The following is a 16,533-nucleotide window of genomic DNA, read 5'->3' on the forward strand; positions in this document are numbered from 1 at the left end:
GGGGCGATCGTGCGCAGTACCGCGGTCCGGACGGTCATCGGTATCTCGGCGCTGGCCCTTGCGGCGGGCCTCACCGCGTGTGGCGGCGACACGACGCCGGGCGCAACCCCCGGCGGGCCGCCGACGGTGGTGGCCTCCACCGATGTCTGGGGCAGCGTCGCCAAGGCCGTCGCCGGCGATCACGCGAAGGTCACCTCGATCATCACCAGTGCATCGGCGGACCCGCACTCCTTCGAAGCCAGCCCCGCGGACGCGGCCACCATCGCCGACGCCTCGCTGGTCGTCTACAACGGTGGCGGCTACGACCACTGGGTCGACGACGTGCTGGCCACCCACCAGGGCGTCGCCTCGATCGACGCCTTCTCGCTGCTGCAACCTCCCCCCGGTGAGCCCCAGCCGGCCAACGAGCACGTCTTCTATGACCTCGACACCGCCAAGGCGGTCGCCGCCAAGATCGCCGACCGGCTCAGCCAGGACGACCCCCAGCACGCCGCCGACTTTCGGGCCAACGCCGCAGCCTTCGAACGCGACGCCGACGCCATCGCCCAGACCGAGCGGGCGATCCGCACCACCCACCCGGGTGCCGCCGTCGTCGCCACCGAACCCGTCGCGCACTACCTGCTCGTCGCGGCCGGGCTCACCGACAAGACACCGCCGGGGTTCGCCAGCTCCGTCGAACAGGACACCGACCCGGCCCCCGTCGACGTCGCCGCCATGCTCGATCTGATCAAGTCCCGCCAGATCGCCGCCGTGGTGTTCAACGACCAGACCATCACCGAGGTGACTAAGCAGGTCCAGGCGGCCGCGCAGGGCGCCCGGGTGCCCGTCGTCGGCGTCACCGAGACCCTGCCCGACGGCAGCGACTATCTGAGCTGGCAGCGCGATACCGCGGGCCGGTTAAGCGCCGCGCTGCAGCAGAACCGATAATCACTGCTTGTGGCTGACGAGATCGTCTGCTTGTCCGGCGCCCGGTTGGCCTTCGGTGACCGGGTGCTGTGGGACCATCTCGACCTCAAGGTGGCCGCCGGTGAGTTCATCGCCATCCTGGGCCCCAACGGAACCGGCAAGACGTCGCTGTTCAAGGTCCTGCTGGGCCAGCTGGCGTTGAGTGCGGGCACCGCCACCATCCAGGGCCGCCCGGTCGAGGCGGGCAGCGAGCGGATCGGTTACGTCCCGCAGCACCGCGCGGTGGACCGGGGGCTGAGCCTGCGTGGCCGCGACCTGGTCCGCTTGGGTGTGGACGGCCACCGCTGGGGTGTCGCGTCGCTGAGACCGGCCGAGCGGTCCCGCCGCCACGATGTCGTCCAGCGGGCACTGGCCCAGGTACATGCGCTCAAGCTGGCCAAGGTGCCTGTCGGCGTCATGTCGGGCGGCGAGTTGCAGCGGGTGCGTATCGCGCAGGCGCTGGCCAGCGACCCGGTGCTGCTGTTGTGCGACGAGCCGCTGCTGAACCTGGATCCGGCCAGTGCCCGGCTGGTCGCCCAGCTCATCGACCGGCGCCGCCGCTCGGGTACGGCGGTGATGTTCGTGACCCACGAGGTCAATCCGGTGGTCCCCTACGTCGACCGAGTGCTCTACCTGGTCAACGGTCGCTTCCGGATCGGCACCGTGGCCGAGGTGATGACCTCGGAGACCCTGTCCGAGCTCTACCAGGCCGATATCCAAGTGGTGCAGGTCGGCGACCGCTACGTCGTCGTGGGCGAGCACTTCGACCACTCCGGGCATACCCGCGGGCACACCCATGAATGAGCGTTTCGCCCACCTGCTGGGCAACCTGTTCTCCTTCCAGATCACCGCCGACCTGCTCGGCCGGGATTTCGTCCAGCAAGCGCTGATCGCCGCCGCCCTGCTGGCGCTGGTCGCGGGCCTGATCGGGCCGTTCATCGTGATGCGGCAGATGTCGTTCGCCGTGCACGGCTCCAGCGAGCTCTCCCTGACCGGCGCGGCGTTCGCGCTGCTGGCCGGTTTCAACGTCGGGCTCGGCGGGCTGGTCGGCAGCGCGCTGGCCGCCATCCTGTTCGGCGTCCTGGGCCAGCGCGCCCGGGAGCGGGATTCCGCGATCGGGGTGGTGTTGGCCTTCGGTCTCGGCCTGGCCGTGCTGTTCATCCACCTCTATCCGGGCCGGGCCGGCACCAGCTTCGCGCTGCTGACCGGTCAGATCGTCGGCGTCGGCTACTCCGGGCTCGTGCTCCTGGTCGCGGTGACGGTGCTGGTGGTCGTCGTGCTGGCGGTCAGTTACCGCCCCCTGCTGTTCGCCACCGCCGACCCCGAGGTGGCAGCCGCACGCGGGGTCCCGGTGCGCGCACTGGGCATCGTGTTCGCCGCCCTCGTCGGCGTGGTAGCCGCCCAGGGCGTACAGATCGTCGGCGCGCTGCTGGTGATGTCGCTGCTGATCACCCCCGCTGCGGCGGCGGCCCGGGTGTTCAGCGCACCGGCCGCCGTGATCGCCGCGTCTGTGGTCTTCGCCGAAGTCACCGCGGTGCTGGGCATCGTGTTGTCCCTGGCGCCCGGCGTCCCGGTGTCGGTGTTCGTCACGACGATCTCGTTCGTCATCTACCTGATCTGCTGGGCCATCAGCCGGCGCCAGCACGACCCAGCGGCGGCCTGAGCTTCCGCCCACCCCCTAGGCTGGTTCGGTGCCGTCCGTGGACTTGAACGCAGACCTGGGCGAAGGCTTCGGCGTGTGGGGATTCGGCGACGACGCCGCCATGCTCGACATCGTCACCAGCGCCAATCTCGCTTGCGGGTTCCATGCCGGCAACCCGGCCGGGCTGACCCGCACCAGCCGTGCCGCCGCCGAACGCGGTGTGCGGGTCGGGGCCCAGGTGAGCTACCTCGACCTCGCCGGTTTCGGGCGCCGGTTCATCGACGTCGCGCCCGAGGAGCTGACCGCCGAGGTGATCTATCAGATCGGCGCGCTGCAGGCCCTGGCCCGCGCCGCCGGAACCCGCGTCGGTTACGTCAAACCGCATGGCGCGCTGTACAACACCATCGTCACTCACCGCGCGCAGGCCCGCGCGGTCGCCGAGGCGGTGCACTCTGTCGACCCGGGCCTGCCCGTGCTGGGCCTGGCCGGCTCGGTGTTTTTCGCCGAAGCGCAGCGCCTGGGCCTGCGCACCGTCGCCGAGGCGTTCGCCGACCGCGCCTACCGCCCCGACGGGCAGTTGGTATCGCGCCGCGAACCCGGAGCCGTCCTGCACGACCCCGACCAGATCGCCGAGCGGGTGATCCAGATGGTGCACACCGGCCAGGTGGCCGCCGTCGACGGGTCGGTGATCGACATCCGGGTGGAATCGGTCTGCGTGCACGGTGATTCGCCCGGCGCGGTGGGCATCGCCACCGCGGTCCGGCAACGTCTGCTGGCCGGCGGTGTCGACCTGGTGGCGTTCGCTTGATGCGGCTCAAACTCGGCCGGCCCAACCTCGCCGCGTACCGCGAGCGTTTCGACGTGCCGGACGCCGACCCGGACGCGGCACTGACGATCACCTGGCTCGGGGTGTCCACGCTGCTTGTCGACGACGGCACCTCGGCGCTGATGACCGACGGGTTCTTCTCCCGCCCCGGCCTGCTCGACGTCGGGCTGCGCCGGCTGGCGCCGTCGATTCCCCGAATCGACTACTGCCTCAACCGCGCCAAGGTGAACCGGTTGGCCGCGGTGCTGCCGGTGCACACCCACTACGACCACGCCATGGATTCCGCGGTGGTCGCGGCCCGCACCGCCGCCCGGTTGGTCGGCGGCGAATCCGTCGCCAACATCGGTCGCGGCCACGGCCTGGCCGCCGACGACATCGTCGTCGCCGTCCCCGGCGAGGAACTGACCTTGGGGCCGTTCGGGGTGACGCTGATCGAATCCCACCACTGCCCGCCCGACCGCTTCCCCGGGGTGATCACCGAGCCGATCACTCCGCCGGTGAAGGTATCGGCCTACCGCTGCGGCGAGGCATGGTCGACGCTGATCCAGCACACGCCCAGTCAGCGCCGCCTACTCATCCAGGGCAGTGCCGGCTTCGTTCCCGGCGCGCTGGCCGGCCGCCGGGCCGACATCGCCTACCTCGGTGTCGGACAACTCGGGGTGCAACCCGAGGACTACATCGTCGACTACTGGGATCAGACTGTGATGACTGTCGGAGCCGAACGAGTGGTGCTGATCCACTGGGACGACTTCTTCCGCCCGCTCACCGAGCCGCTACGGGCCCTGCCCTACGCCGGCGACGACCTGAATACCTCGATGCGGGTGTTGTCCCGGCTGGCCGAACGCGACGGCGTCGCCCTGCACCTGCCGACGGTGTGGCACCGCAGCGACCCGTGGGCCTGATCGCAGCGTGAACACCGCCCTCGCCATCTCTGTCGTCGCGCTGGCCCTCGTCCTGATCTTCGCCATCGCGCGGCCGGCCGGACTGTCGGAGGCCGTGCTCGCGGTGCCTGCGGCGGCTCTGGTCATCGCCATCGGCGCGGTCTCCACCACCGACGCCACCGCCGAAGTGACCCGCATGCTGCCGGTGGTCGGGTTCCTGGCCGCAGTGCTGGTGCTGGCCAGCCTCTGTGACGACGAGGGGCTGTTCCAGGCCGCCGGCACGTGGATGGCGCGGACCAGCAGCGGGCGGCCGCGTCGCCTGCTCGGGCAGGTGTTCCTGCTGGCTGCGGCAACGACGGCGATCCTCAGCCTGGACGCCACCGTGGTGTTGCTGACGCCCGTCGTGCTGGCGACCGTGCGAGCGATGCGGGTGCCGGCCCGCGCGCACCTGTACGCCACCGCGCACCTGTCCAACACCGCCTCGCTGCTGCTGCCGGTGTCCAACCTGACCAACCTGCTGGCGTTCAGTGCGGCCGGGCTCTCGTTCACCCGGTTCAGCGTGTTGATGGCGGTGCCCTGGCTGGCGGCGGTGGCTGTCGAGTACGCGGTGCTGCGGCTGGTGTTCCGCCGTGACCTGTCCGACGTGCCCGCCGAGGATCCGGAGCCGACACCCGGTGACAAACCGGTGTTCGTTCTCGTCGTGCTAGGGCTGACGCTGGCCGGATTCGCGGTGACGTCGTTCGCGGGCCTGTCCCCCGCATGGGCCGCGCTCGCCGGTGCGGTCGTGCTCGGTGTGCGGTCATTGGCGCAGCGGCGCAGCACGATCGGTGGGATCGTGCGGTCGGCCAACATCGGCTTCCTGGTCTTCGTGCTGGCGCTGGCCGTCGTGGTCAAGGCGGTGATGGTCAACGGGTTGGACACCGCTGCACGCGAGGTACTGCCCACCGGCGACGGGCTGGCGGTGCTGCTCGGGATCGCGGGGATTGCGGCGGTGCTGTCCAACGTCGTCAACAACCTGCCCGCGGTGCTGGTGCTGCTTCCGCTGGTCGCGGGCAGCGGGCCGGCCGCGGTGCTGGCCGTGCTGATCGGGGTGAACATCGGGCCCAACCTGACCTACGTCGGGTCACTGGCCAACCTGCTGTGGCGCCGGGTGCTGCATCAGCAGGGCGAGGCGACCAGCGTGCGGGAGTTCACCTGGCTGGGTCTGCTGACGGTCCCGGCCTGCGTGGTGGTGGCCGTCGTGGCGCTGTGGGCCGGGGTACAGCTGATCGGGGTGTGACCGCGCGCCGGACGCCGGCTAGCGACGGCGCTGGCGGGCGACCTCGGCCAGCACCACACCGGCGGCCACCGATGCGTTGAGCGACTCGGTCGGTCCCGCCATCGGGATCGACACAACCGCATCGCAGTTCTGCCGAACCAGCCGGGACAGACCCTTGCCCTCGGAGCCGACGACGATGACCAGCGGGCCGGACGCGTCGAACTCGTCGATCGTGGTGTCACCGTCGGCGTCAAGGCCGACCACCTGCAGACCGGCGTCGCTCCACTCCTTGAGCGTGCGATTCAGGTTGGTGGCCCGCGCCACCCGGACCCGGGCCGCCGCGCCGGCGCTGGTGCGCCACGCGACCGCCGACACCGACGCCGAGCGGCGCTGCGGGATCAGCACCCCGTCACCGGCAAAAGCCGCCACCGAGCGCACGATGGCGCCGAGGTTGCGCGGGTCGGAGATGTTGTCCAGCGCGACCAGGAGGGCCGGGTCGCCACCCGAGGTCGCCGACGCCAGCAGATCGTCGGGGTGGGCGTAGTCATACGGTGGCACCTGCAACGCGATGCCTTGATGCAGCCCGTTGGAGCTCATCCGGTCCAGGTCGGTGCGGGGTACCTCGAGGATCGGGATTCCGCGGTCGGCGGCCAGGGTCACCGATTCGGTCATCCGCTCGTCGGCTTCGGCGCCCAGCGCGACGTAGAGCGCCGAGGCCGGCGCGTGCGCCCGCAGGCACTCCACCACCGGGTTGCGTCCGAGGACCATCTCGGTCTCGTCCGTCGGCCTGCTCGGTTTGCGTGGCGGCGGCTTGGCGGTGCGTCTGGCCGCTGGATGGTTCGGGCGCATGTGCGCCGGCGGGGTCGCGCCGCGGCCCTCCAGGCCGCGCCTGCGCTGACCGCCCGAGCCGACCGTCGGGCCCTTCTTGGTTCCTGCCTTGCGTACCGCGCCGCGGCGCCGTGAGTTTCCCGCCATTTACTTGCTGCTTTCGTCACGCAGGGCCCACTGTGGACCGTCGGCGGTGTCGGTCACCTCGATGCCGGCTTCTTTGAGCCGGTCCCTGATCTCGTCGGCCAGCGACCAGTCTCTGGTCTGGCGGGCCTCGTCGCGCCGGTTGAGCTCGGAGCGCACCAGCACGTCGACCGCGCCGAGCGCCGCCGAGGTCTCGTCGCGAACCTCCCAGCGCTCGTCGAGCGGATCGCAGCCGAGAATGCCCATCATGGCGCGAATGTCACCGGCCTTGGCCAGCGCGGTCTCGTGGTCGCCGGACTCCAGCGCACGGTTGCCGTCGGCGCGCGCGGCGTGCACCTCGGCTAGCGCGGCGGGCACGGCAAGGTCGTCGTCGAGTGCGGCACCGAACTTCTCGGTCCAGGTGCCGGGCACCACCGCGCCGACCCGGGTGCGGACCCGGTGCAGTAAGTCCTCGATACCGGTGTAGGCCTTGACCGCGTCCTGCAGGGCCGTCTCGGAGAACTCCAGCATCGACCGGTAATGCGCGCTGCCCAGGTAGTACCGCAACTCGGCAGGCCGAACCCGTTGCAGCACAGCGGGAATCGACAACACATTGCCCAGCGACTTGCTCATCTTCTCGCCGCCCATGGTGACCCAGCCGTTGTGCAGCCAGTACCTGGCGAAGCCGTCGCCGGCGGCGCGCGCCTGGGCGATCTCGTTCTCGTGATGCGGGAACACCAAATCCATTCCACCGCAATGGATATCGAACTCGGCGCCGAGGTACTCGTGGGCCATGGCCACACATTCGGAGTGCCAGCCCGGCCGTCCGCGCCCCCACGGGGTCGGCCAGGACGGCTCGCCCGGCTTGGCACCCTTCCACAGCGTGAAGTCGCGCTGGTCGCGCTTGCCGGTGCCGGCACCCTCACCCTGGTGCACGTCGTCGATCCGGTGTCCGGAGAGGTTGCCGTACTCGGGGAAGCTCAGCACGTCGAAGTAGACGTCGCCGGCACCGGTGTAGGCATGGCCGGCGTCGATCAGCCGCTCGATGAGTTCGACGATCTGGGTGATGTGGCCGGTGGCCCGGGGCTCCGCCGACGGTGGCAGCACGCCGAGCGCGTCGTAGGCCGCGGAGAACTCCCGCTCGTGGGTGGCGGCCCACTCCCACCACGGCCGGCCGGCGTCGGCGGCCTTGGTGAGGATCTTGTCGTCGATGTCGGTGACATTGCGGATGAATGCGACGTCATAGCCCTTGGCCATCAGCCAGCGGCGCAAGACGTCGAAGGCCACCCCGGAGCGGACGTGGCCGATGTGCGGCAGGCCCTGCACGGTGGCGCCGCAGAGATAGATGGAGGCGTGGCCGGGGCGCAGCGGAGTGAAGTCGCGCACGGCACCGCTGTAGGTGTCGTGGAGCCGCAGGCCGCTTGAGGTCACGACGCGCCAGCTTACCGGCCTAATCGGGGTTGTTTGGCACCGAGGCGGATCCGGCCACCACCAAAGCGGTGGCGACGGCCGCTCGACCCTCGCCGCGGCCGGTCAGCCCGAGGCCGTCGGTGGTGGTCGCCGACACCGACACCGGCGCCCCCAGCAGCCGGGTGAGGACGCGCTCGGCTTCGATGCGGCGCGGTCCCACGCGCGGGCGGTTGGCGATCACCTGTACGACGGCATTGCCCACCACGAAGCCGGCCGCCGCGAGCAGGTCGCGCACGTGGATCAGCATTTGGGCACCGGTGGCACCGCGCCACTGCGGTTGGTCGACTCCGAACACGGTGCCGAGGTCACCGAGCCCGGCCGCCGAGAGCAGCGCGTCGCACAGCGCGTGCACTGCGACGTCGCCGTCGGAGTGCCCCGAGCACCCATCGGCGTCGTCGAAGTGCAGGCCCAGCAGCCAGCATTGCCGGCCGGCCTCGATCGGATGGACGTCGGTACCCATGCCGACGCGGGGAACCGTGGTCATGTGGCCAGCAATGCACGCGCCAGCTGCAGGTCCAGGGGCGTGGTGATCTTGAAGGCCAGGGTGTCACCGGCGACGGTGTGTACCGGCGTGCCCAGGTGCTCCACCAGCGATGCGTCGTCGGTCACGGTCGCCCCCGAGGTCCGCTCGTAGGCGCGGCGCAGCAGGGTGGACTCGAAGCCCTGGGGAGTTTGAACCGCGCGCAACCCGGAACGTTCCGGGGTGCCGAGCACAACACCGTTGGCGTCGACGGCCTTGATGGTGTCGGTGACCGGCAGCACCGGGATGACCGCGCGCAGGCCCTCGCGCAGGGCGGCGACGACGCGCTGGATCTGCTCGACCGGCGTCAGTGGGCGGGCGGCATCGTGAACCAACACGAATTGTGGATCTCCGATCGCGTCCAGCGCACGCCGGACGGTTTCCGGACGCTCCAGTCCGCCGGCGACAACGATGGCGCGGCCGTCGAGCAACGATTTAGCCTCGTCGACCCGCTGCTCCGGCGCGGCGACCACGACTCGGTCGACGACTCCAGACGCCAGCAGGCCGTCGACCGCGCGTTCGAGCATGCTTCGGCCGGCAAGATCGACGAATGCTTTCGGGATACCTGCACCTAGCCGCTCACCGGAACCCGCGGCCGTGACGACCGCGACCGTCTCCGACACCTGTCTGCTCAGGGCAGTCAGGAGGCGGCGGCCAGCACCTCGTCGAGAATGATCTCGGCCTTGGCGTCATCGGTGTTCTCGGCAAGCGCAAGCTCGCCGACGAGGATCTGCCGGGCCTTGGCCAGCATCCGCTTCTCGCCCGCGGACAGGCCGCGCTCCTGGTCACGACGCCACAGGTCGCGAACGACCTCGGCGACCTTGTTGACGTCACCGGAAGCCAGCTTCTCGAGGTTGGCCTTGTACCGGCGGGACCAGTTGGTCGGTTCTTCGGTATGCGGTGCACGCAGGACCTGGAAGACCTTGTCCAGCCCCTCCTGCCCGACGACGTCACGAACACCGACGTACTCAGCGTTATCCGCTGGAACTCGAACGGTCAGGTCTCCCTGGGCGACCTTCAGGACGAGATATTCTTTCTGTTCGCCCTTGATGGTCCGGGTTTCGATCGCTTCGATCAATGCAGCACCGTGGTGTGGATAGACAACGGTGTCTCCGACCTTGAAAATCATCAGTTTCGAGCCCCTTTCACACCCCAATGTTAGCACGGCGGGCGACAGCGCGCGGAACAACGATGCAGGTCAGGGGCATCATGGATGAAGAGAGGGGGTTGACAGGGTGAAGAAAGCGTGCAAGGCGGCGACCGGAAATCGCCCGGCGATCACCCTGCGACACGCGGCCGGCTCCCACCCTGTCCGCCGCCGCGAACCCGGCTCGACACCGAGGTGAACCCTCAGCTACCGCCGGACCTCACGACCTACTACTCTGCATAGTCGAACCGCGGCGGCGCGATCATGCCGACCGCAAAGGCCGAGCAGGAGGCTGCTGTGAACCACTTGACGAATCGCCTGGTGGCCGCATCCGCCGGTCTGGCGGCCTGCGGAATGATCCTGACCGGTTGCGGATCCGGCCAGATCTCCCAGACCGCAGACCAGGAGTCGGCCGTCAACGGCGCGACCGCGAACGTGCAGAACATCGCTCTGCGCAACGTCCACTTGCAGGCCGTGCAGACCGGTGACTACCTGCAGCCGGGCCGCACCGTCGAGCTGATCTTCGTGGCGGCGAACACCTCGCCGGACGTCAACGACAAGCTGGTCAGCGTGAGCTCAGATGTCGGCTCAGTCGCCGTCACCGGCGACACGGCCATCCCGGCGGGCGGTTCGCTGGTCGTCGGCAGCGCCGACGGCCCGGCGGAGGCGACGCCGATGGGCAGCGCGCAACCGGTCAAAGCCGAGGTCACACTGAGCCAGCCGATCACCAACGGGCTGACCTACAACTTCACCTTCGACTTCGACAAGGCCGGCGAGGCCACTGTCGCCGTGCCGATCTCGGCTGGCGGCGCGCCGCGCCAGGAAGCCGCCCCCGCACCCCACGAGTGAGCCGACCGGGCCGGCGCGATTCCCGGGCAAATCCCGGTTCTGTCGTAGCGACCCGATAACGTCACGGCGTGGCCAAGGCGCGTTCGCAGTACCGGTGTTCGGAATGTCGCCATCTGAGTGCCAAATGGGTGGGGCGCTGTCCCGAATGCGGCACCTGGGGCACCGTCGATGAAGTTGCAGTGCTGTCCACCGCCTCAGGTAGCGCCCAACGCACCGTCGTGCCGACCACGCCGGCGGTGCCGATCAGCTCGATCGACCCGGCCCGCACCCGCCATTTCCCCACCGGGGTGAGCGAGCTGGACCGGGTTCTCGGCGGCGGGGTGGTGCCCGGTTCGGTGACGCTGCTGGCCGGCGATCCCGGCGTCGGCAAGTCGACCCTGCTGCTGGAGGTAGTGCACCGCTGGGCCCAGGCCGGGCGGCGGGCGCTCTACGTGTCCGGCGAGGAGTCGGCCGGCCAGATCCGGATGCGCGCCGAGCGCACCGGCTGCACCCACGACGAGGTGTTCCTGGCCGCCGAGGCCGACGTCCACACCGTGCTCGGTCACCTCGATGCCGTACAGCCCAGCCTGGTGGTGGTCGACTCGGTACAGACCATGACCGCCGGCGATACCGACGGTGTGGTCGGCGGGGTGACGCAGGTGCGGGCGGTGACGGCGGCGCTGACCGCCGCGGCCAAGTCCACGGGGGTCGCGTTGGTGTTGGTCGGGCACGTCACCAAGGACGGCGCGATCGCCGGGCCGCGTTCGCTGGAGCACCTGGTGGACGTGGTGCTGCACTTCGAAGGCGACCGCAACTCGGCACTGCGCATGGTCCGTGGCGTCAAGAACCGGTTCGGCGCTGCCGACGAGGTCGGCTGTTTCCTGTTGCACGACAACGGGATCGAAGGAGTAGCCGATCCGTCCGGGCTGTTCCTCGACGAACGCCCCACCCCGGTGCCGGGCACCGCGGTCACCGTGACCCTCGACGGTAAGCGGCCGCTGATCGGTGAGGTGCAGGCGCTGCTGGCCTACCGGCCGGAGAACGCGCAGCCCCGCCGCGCGGTCAGCGGCGTCGACAGCTCTCGCGCCGCGATGATCGCCGCGGTGCTCGAACGGCGCGCCAACTTGAAGGTGAGCGCCACCGACATCTATCTGTCGACCGTCGGCGGGATGCGGTTGACCGATCCTTCCTCGGACCTGGCCGTCGCGGTGGCGATGGCGTCGGCGTACGCCGACATGCCACTGCCCGCCACCACCGTGGTCATCGGCGAAGTCGGCCTGGCCGGGGATCTGCGGCGGGTCACCGGCATGGATCGCCGGCTGGCCGAAGCGGCCCGGCTGGGGTTCACCACCGCGCTGGTGCCGGTCGGCTGCGGCACGGTGCCCACGGGCCTGCGGGCCATCGAGAGCGCCACGATCGCCGATGCGTTGCGCTCGATGCGGACCCTGGCGAGAGCGCCGTACGACAAGGTCGTGACCCAACTTCGGCGGGACGGGTCGAGTAACGACCTCGACGCAATGGACAATAAGTGGCTGTGAACACCGTCAACCGCAATGGGTCGGCCCAGCCGACGGCTGTCACGCTGCGTGAGACCATCGGGCGGCTGGCCCCCGGCACCGCCCTGCGCGACGGGCTGGAACGCATCCTGCGCGGCCGCACGGGCGCTCTGATCGTGCTCGGCTACGACGAGCGGGTCGAGACGATCTGCGACGGCGGCTTCTCCCTGGACGTGCGGTTCGCACCGACCCGGCTGCGCGAGTTGTCCAAGATGGACGGAGCCGTGGTGCTGTCCACCGACGGCAGTCGCATCGTGCGAGCCAACGTTCAGTTGGTGCCCGATCCGACGATTCCCACCGACGAGTCGGGAACACGGCACCGCTCGGCGGAGCGCACGGCGATCCAGACCGGGTATCCGGTGATCTCCGTGAGCCACTCGATGAACATCGTCACCGTCTACGTCTCCGGCGAGCGCCACGTGGTCGCCGACTCGGCGACCATCCTGTCGCGGGCCAACCAGGCAATCGCCACACTCGAGCGCTACAAGGCTCGCCTCGACGAGGTGTCCCGGCAGCTGTCGACCGCCGAGATCGAGGACTTCGTCACCCTGCGCGACGTAATGACGGTCGTCCAGCGGCTGGAGATGGTCCGCCGGATCGGACTCGAAATCGATTACGACGCAGTCGAACTCGGCACAGATGGTCGACAGTTGCGGTTGCAGCTCGAGGAACTGCTCGGCGGCAACGACACCGCACGGGAATTGATCGTGCGCGACTATCACGCCAACCCCGACCCGCCGTCCAAGGCGCAGGTGTCGTCCACGCTGTCCGAGCTGGACTCCCTGTCGGACACCGAACTACTCGACTTCACCGCGCTGTCGCGGGTGTTCGGTTACCCGTCTACCGCCGAGGCGCAGGACTCCGCGCTCAGCGCCAGGGGCTACCGGGCGATGGCCGGTATTTCACGGCTACAGTTCGCCCACGTCGATCTGCTGGTACGGCGCTTCGGTTCGCTCCAGGGCCTGCTGGCCGCCAGTGCCACCGATCTGCAGTCCGTCGAGGGCATCGGCGCCATGTGGGCCCGCCACGTCCGCGAGGGCTTGTCGGCGCTGGCGGAATCCACAATCGCCGACCGACTGGTCTAAGCGGTTCAGCCGGCCGGGGCGGGCGCCGGCGCTTCGGCCGGAGCGGGAACCGCGGCCGGGTCGCCGGCGGGCGGCGTCTCTCCCGGCGGCGGTGCGTCGGCGAGGATGAACGGCACCGGAGCCGAGCGCAGGTTGCCCAACTGGACGACCAGGTTGTAGGTGCCCGCACCGATCGGCTGGCGGGGCAGCGGGCACTGCGGGGCCGAGCCCATTCCGGTCCAGGTCACCTCGGTGGTGACCTGCTCACCCGGGTTGAACGTCTTGACCAGCGTCTCGTTGGACGGCGCGCAGTCGAGGTTCGACCAGAGCCGCTTGTTGTCCAGCGAGTACACGTAGGCGGCCAGCACCGCGGCGCCGACGTCGCGCTTGCAGGCGACCAGGCCGATGTTGGTGACGACCATGGTGAATTTGGGCTGGTCGCCGATGACGTACTGCGGCTGGTTGGTGATGCCCTTGACGGCCAGGTTGGAGTCCGGGCAGTCGTCGCCCTCTTTGAGGATCGGAGGTGGCACCACGGCCTCGGTGGGCGTCGGGGTCGGTGCGGGGACGTTCGATTCGGCGGGCGGCGCGACAACCGGCGCCCGGTTCTCCGGCTGCGGGTTAGCCGTCGCGGCTGCGGTGGTCTTGACGGTGCTCTTGGAGTCGGAGCCGCCGCTGAAGACGACGAACGCGACACCGACGACGATGGCAAGGACGAGCGCGGCGATACCTATCGCCAGCCCCCGCCGTCGCCAATAGATTTGCGAAGGCAGCGGTCCATGCGGTTCCAGATCCAGCACCTTCTCACGGTAAGGCCAGGTCACCGCGAGTTGTCCGACCCGGCCCGGCGTGTCGCCTTGTTCGCGGGCGGCAGAAGTGATTACTCGCCGATATCGCCTAGGTGTTCGCGCAGGACGACCCTGCCGTCGGCGAGCTGGTAGGTCAACCCCACGATCGCGAGATTGCCGGCCGCCACCCGCTCGGAGATCGCGGTGGAGCGGGCCAGCAGCTGGGTGCCGGTCTCGATGACATGGCGGGTTTCGAACTCGTCGACACGGGTCAGCCCCTCGCGGCGGCCGACCAGGATCGACGGGGTGACCCGCTCGACGACGTCGCGGACGTAGCCGCTGGGCACGGTGCCGTCGTCGAGCGCCGACAGCGTGGCCTTGACCGCCCCACAGCTGTCGTGGCCGAGCACGGCGATCAGCGGCACGTTGAGCACGCTGACCGCGTACTCGATCGAACCGAGCACTGCGGAGTCGATGACGTGACCGGCCGTGCGAACCACGAACATGTCGCCGAGACCCTGGTCGAAGATGATCTCGGCAGCCACCCGGCTGTCGGCACAGCCGAAGACGACCGCGGTCGGTCGCTGCTCGAGCGCCAGGCTGGCGCGGTATTCGATGCTCTGGCTTGGGTGCTCGGGGCGGCCGGCAACGAATCGATCGTTACCCTCTCTGAGTGCCTTCCATGCTGTTACGGGGCTGGTGTTCGGCATGGCCCACATTCTGCCCTGCCGTCGCGGGCGCGACGTCATGAGCATCGATTCCGCCGAACTCGTGCGCTGGTACGGCGCGGCCTGCCGCGACCTGCCCTGGCGTGCGCCCGGGGTGAGCGCATGGCAGATCCTGGTCAGCGAGTTCATGCTGCAGCAGACGCCGGTGGCCAGAGTCGCCCCGATCTGGCTGGATTGGGTGGCCCGCTGGCCCACCCCGTCGGCGACCGCGGCGGCCGGCGCCGCCGATGTCCTGCGGGCCTGGGGCAAGTTGGGCTACCCGCGCCGGGCGAAGCGACTGCACGAATGCGCGCGGGTGATCGCCGACGAACACGGCGACGTGGTGCCCGACGATGTCGAGGTCCTGCTGACCCTGCCCGGGGTCGGTGCGTACACGGCGCGTGCGGTGGCGTGCTTCGCCTATCAGCGCAACGTTCCGGTGGTCGACACCAATGTGCGCCGGGTCGTGGCGCGGGCCGTGCATGGCCAGGCCGACGCGGGCAGCCCGTCGGCGGTGCGTGATCTGGCCGACGTGGCGGCACTGTTGCCCGATGACGCGACCGCGCCGGTGTTCTCGGCGGCGTTGATGGAGCTGGGCGCCACGATCTGCACGGCGCGGTCGCCAAAGTGCGGAATCTGCCCGCTGAGCGTGTGCGCGTGGCGCGCTGCCGGGCATCCGCCCGCGACGGCTGCGCCGCGGCCCGCGCAGCGCTACGCAGGCACCGATCGCCAGGTGCGGGGCAGGTTGCTCGACGTGCTGCGGGCCAGCTCGTCGCCGGTGCTGCGCGACCAGCTGGACGTGGTGTGGCTGACCGACCCCGCGCAACGCGACCGGGCTTTGGACTCACTGCTGGTGGACGGTCTGGTGGAGCAGACGACCGACGGCCGGTTCGCACTGTGCGGCGAAGGCGGGGAACCGGCGCCCTAGGAGCCGTGGCTAGGCGGACCGGGCGAAGCGGCGCCGGTAGTCCGACGGTGTCACCCCGACGAGGCGGCGGAAGTGGTGGCGCAGCAGAGTGGCCGTCCCGAACCCGGCCCGCTCGGCGATCCGGTCGATGTCGAGGTCGGTCTCCTCGAGCATCCGTCGCGCATAGAGCACCCGCTGATCGGTGACCCATTGCATCGGGGTGATACCGGCCTCCTCGACGAAACGCCGCGCGAACGTGCGCGCCGACATGTTCGCGCGCTGGGCCAGGCTGGCCACCGTGTGTGGCTTGTCCAGATTCGACAGGATCCAATCCAACTGCGGTGCAAAGCCTTCCGAACATCGGGTCGGAATGGGCTGGTCGATGTACTGACGCTGTCCGCCGTCACGCTGGGGCGGCACCACCATGCGACGGGCGATGATGTTGGTCACCGCGCTGCCGAGCTCGCGGCGTACCAGATGCAGGCTCGCGTCGATACCCGCCGCGGTTCCGGCGCTGGTGACCAGATCGCCGTCGTCGACGAACAGCACATCGCGGTCGACGAACGCGGTGGGATAGCGGCTGGCGAGTTCGTCGGCGTGCATCCAGTGGGTGGTGACTCGGCGGCCGTCGAGCAGGCCCGCCTCCCCCGCGACGAACACCCCGGAGCACACGGTCAGGATCGTCGAACCCGACTCGTGGGCGGCGCGCAACGCCGCCAGCGCCTCGGGCGGGTAGGGCTTGATCGGCGCCGCGACGGCGGGCACCGCCACCACGTCGACCCCGATCAAGCCGTCGAGTCCGTGGTCCGGCACAAGCTGCGCGCCGACGCTGGTGCGCAGCGCCTGCCCGGCCCGTGGACCGCAGACCTTGAAGTCGAAGTTGGGTACCCCGTCACTGGTGCGGTCGATGCCGAAGACCTCGCAGATGACCCCGAACTCGAACACCGTGAGCCCGTCGAGCACCAGGGCGGACACACTACTCAACGGCATGGCAGAATTTTATCGCATGTGGTCATTGCCGCCACTGTTGGCGGGATGTTGCC

At 69.8% G+C, this 16,533-nt stretch carries 18 protein-coding genes; 10 read left to right on the top strand and 8 right to left on the bottom strand.

The window, feature by feature from the left end; all coding sequences use genetic code 11:
* Positions 1-9 precede the first annotated feature (9 nt).
* Genes ACXDF8_RS09140 through ACXDF8_RS09165 form a run of 6 tightly spaced genes read left to right on the top strand, consistent with a single transcriptional unit; the run spans position 10 to position 5,573 of the window.
* The gene (locus ACXDF8_RS09140) at positions 10-927 is read left to right on the top strand and encodes a metal ABC transporter solute-binding protein, Zn/Mn family (protein ID WP_457222930.1); all 918 of its coding nucleotides are present in this window, start codon (positions 10-12) and stop codon (positions 925-927) included.
* Between the two features lie 9 nt (positions 928-936).
* Positions 937-1,749, top strand: a complete 813-nt coding sequence (locus ACXDF8_RS09145; protein ID WP_457222931.1) for a metal ABC transporter ATP-binding protein — start codon at positions 937-939, stop codon at positions 1,747-1,749.
* Complete coding sequence (locus tag ACXDF8_RS09150) at positions 1,742-2,608, top strand: metal ABC transporter permease (protein WP_457222932.1); 867 nt, start codon at positions 1,742-1,744, stop codon at positions 2,606-2,608. The genes ACXDF8_RS09145 and ACXDF8_RS09150 overlap by 8 nt, the downstream gene beginning before the upstream one ends.
* A gap of 28 nt (positions 2,609-2,636) precedes the next feature.
* Complete coding sequence (locus ACXDF8_RS09155; protein WP_457222933.1) at positions 2,637-3,395, top strand: LamB/YcsF family protein; 759 nt, start codon at positions 2,637-2,639, stop codon at positions 3,393-3,395.
* On the top strand, positions 3,395-4,315 hold the full coding sequence (locus ACXDF8_RS09160) for an MBL fold metallo-hydrolase (protein WP_457222934.1): 921 nt from the start codon (positions 3,395-3,397) through the stop codon (positions 4,313-4,315). Before ACXDF8_RS09155 ends, ACXDF8_RS09160 begins: the two co-directional genes overlap by 1 nt.
* A 7-nt stretch (positions 4,316-4,322) precedes the next feature.
* Positions 4,323-5,573 carry an SLC13 family permease gene (locus ACXDF8_RS09165; protein WP_457222935.1) on the top strand — a complete coding sequence of 417 codons (1,251 nt, stop codon included), beginning with the start codon at positions 4,323-4,325 and terminating at the stop codon, positions 5,571-5,573.
* A gap of 18 nt (positions 5,574-5,591) precedes the next feature.
* Here the strand turns inward: ACXDF8_RS09165 and rlmB are convergent, their stop codons facing one another.
* Genes rlmB through carD form a run of 5 tightly spaced genes read right to left on the bottom strand, consistent with a single transcriptional unit; the run spans position 5,592 to position 9,622 of the window.
* Positions 5,592-6,527: a 23S rRNA (guanosine(2251)-2'-O)-methyltransferase RlmB gene (gene rlmB / locus ACXDF8_RS09170; RefSeq protein WP_457222936.1), complete on the bottom strand. Its 936-nt coding sequence runs from the start codon at positions 6,525-6,527 to the stop codon at positions 5,592-5,594.
* Positions 6,528-7,934, bottom strand: coding sequence for a cysteine--tRNA ligase (cysS, locus tag ACXDF8_RS09175; RefSeq protein WP_457222937.1), 1,407 nt, complete (start codon positions 7,932-7,934; stop codon positions 6,528-6,530). It lies immediately after the preceding gene.
* Positions 7,935-7,953: 19 nt separating this feature from the next.
* Positions 7,954-8,457, bottom strand: coding sequence for a 2-C-methyl-D-erythritol 2,4-cyclodiphosphate synthase (ispF, locus tag ACXDF8_RS09180; protein ID WP_457222938.1), 504 nt, complete (start codon positions 8,455-8,457; stop codon positions 7,954-7,956).
* A complete protein-coding gene (gene ispD, locus ACXDF8_RS09185; RefSeq protein WP_457222939.1) occupies positions 8,454-9,116 on the bottom strand; it encodes a 2-C-methyl-D-erythritol 4-phosphate cytidylyltransferase in 663 nt (220 codons plus the stop codon). Before ispD ends, ispF begins: the two co-directional genes overlap by 4 nt.
* 17 nt (positions 9,117-9,133) lie before the next feature.
* Positions 9,134-9,622 (bottom strand): RNA polymerase-binding transcription factor CarD, encoded by a 489-nt coding sequence (carD, locus tag ACXDF8_RS09190; protein ID WP_078021125.1) that lies wholly within the window; start codon positions 9,620-9,622, stop codon positions 9,134-9,136.
* A gap of 282 nt (positions 9,623-9,904) precedes the next feature.
* Between carD and ACXDF8_RS09195 the strand changes: the two genes are divergently transcribed.
* From ACXDF8_RS09195 to disA, 3 genes are all read left to right on the top strand, one after another.
* Positions 9,905-10,489 carry a copper chaperone PCu(A)C domain-containing protein gene (locus tag ACXDF8_RS09195; protein ID WP_457222940.1) on the top strand — a complete coding sequence of 195 codons (585 nt, stop codon included), beginning with the start codon at positions 9,905-9,907 and terminating at the stop codon, positions 10,487-10,489.
* A 68-nt stretch (positions 10,490-10,557) separates the two neighbouring features.
* Positions 10,558-12,006: a DNA repair protein RadA gene (radA, locus tag ACXDF8_RS09200; protein WP_457222941.1), complete on the top strand. Its 1,449-nt coding sequence runs from the start codon at positions 10,558-10,560 to the stop codon at positions 12,004-12,006.
* On the top strand, positions 11,997-13,109 hold the full coding sequence (gene disA / locus ACXDF8_RS09205) for a DNA integrity scanning diadenylate cyclase DisA (protein ID WP_457222942.1): 1,113 nt from the start codon (positions 11,997-11,999) through the stop codon (positions 13,107-13,109). Before radA ends, disA begins: the two co-directional genes overlap by 10 nt.
* Before the next feature lie 5 nt (positions 13,110-13,114).
* On the opposite strand, the gene ACXDF8_RS09210 is transcribed toward disA, so the two are convergent.
* Together ACXDF8_RS09210 and ACXDF8_RS09215 are read right to left on the bottom strand one after the other, a co-directional pair.
* Positions 13,115-13,888: a hypothetical protein gene (locus tag ACXDF8_RS09210; protein WP_457223054.1), complete on the bottom strand. Its 774-nt coding sequence runs from the start codon at positions 13,886-13,888 to the stop codon at positions 13,115-13,117.
* A gap of 80 nt (positions 13,889-13,968) precedes the next feature.
* Positions 13,969-14,586 carry a carbonic anhydrase gene (locus ACXDF8_RS09215; protein ID WP_457222943.1) on the bottom strand — a complete coding sequence of 206 codons (618 nt, stop codon included), beginning with the start codon at positions 14,584-14,586 and terminating at the stop codon, positions 13,969-13,971.
* A 37-nt stretch (positions 14,587-14,623) separates the two neighbouring features.
* Here ACXDF8_RS09215 and ACXDF8_RS09220 point away from each other — a divergent pair, with 37 nt between their 5' ends.
* Positions 14,624-15,511 (top strand): iron-sulfur binding domain-containing protein, encoded by an 888-nt coding sequence (locus ACXDF8_RS09220; protein WP_457222944.1) that lies wholly within the window; start codon positions 14,624-14,626, stop codon positions 15,509-15,511.
* Between the two features lie 9 nt (positions 15,512-15,520).
* Here the strand turns inward: ACXDF8_RS09220 and ACXDF8_RS09225 are convergent, their stop codons facing one another.
* Complete coding sequence (locus ACXDF8_RS09225; RefSeq protein ID WP_457222945.1) at positions 15,521-16,480, bottom strand: helix-turn-helix domain-containing protein; 960 nt, start codon at positions 16,478-16,480, stop codon at positions 15,521-15,523.
* Between the last annotated feature and the right edge of the window lie 53 nt (positions 16,481-16,533).

The organism is Mycolicibacterium sp. CBM1 (assembly GCF_054073305.1).

Bases quoted from the DNA above. Each gene is read 5' to 3' on its own strand.
- ACXDF8_RS09150 (WP_457222932.1), top strand. From the start codon at position 1,742: ATGAATGAGCGTTTCGCCCACCTGCTGGGCAACCTGTTCTCCTTCCAG.
- ACXDF8_RS09160 (WP_457222934.1), top strand. From the start codon at position 3,395: ATGCGGCTCAAACTCGGCCGGCCCAACCTCGCCGCGTACCGCGAGCGT.
- rlmB (WP_457222936.1), bottom strand. From the start codon at position 6,527: ATGGCGGGAAACTCACGGCGCCGCGGCGCGGTACGCAAGGCAGGAACC.
- ispF (WP_457222938.1), bottom strand. From the start codon at position 8,457: ATGACCACGGTTCCCCGCGTCGGCATGGGTACCGACGTCCATCCGATC.
- carD (WP_078021125.1), bottom strand. From the start codon at position 9,622: ATGATTTTCAAGGTCGGAGACACCGTTGTCTATCCACACCACGGTGCT.
- ACXDF8_RS09195 (WP_457222940.1), top strand. From the start codon at position 9,905: ATGCCGACCGCAAAGGCCGAGCAGGAGGCTGCTGTGAACCACTTGACG.
- ACXDF8_RS09215 (WP_457222943.1), bottom strand. From the start codon at position 14,586: ATGCCGAACACCAGCCCCGTAACAGCATGGAAGGCACTCAGAGAGGGT.
- ACXDF8_RS09220 (WP_457222944.1), top strand. From the start codon at position 14,624: ATGAGCATCGATTCCGCCGAACTCGTGCGCTGGTACGGCGCGGCCTGC.
- ACXDF8_RS09225 (WP_457222945.1), bottom strand. From the start codon at position 16,480: ATGCCGTTGAGTAGTGTGTCCGCCCTGGTGCTCGACGGGCTCACGGTG.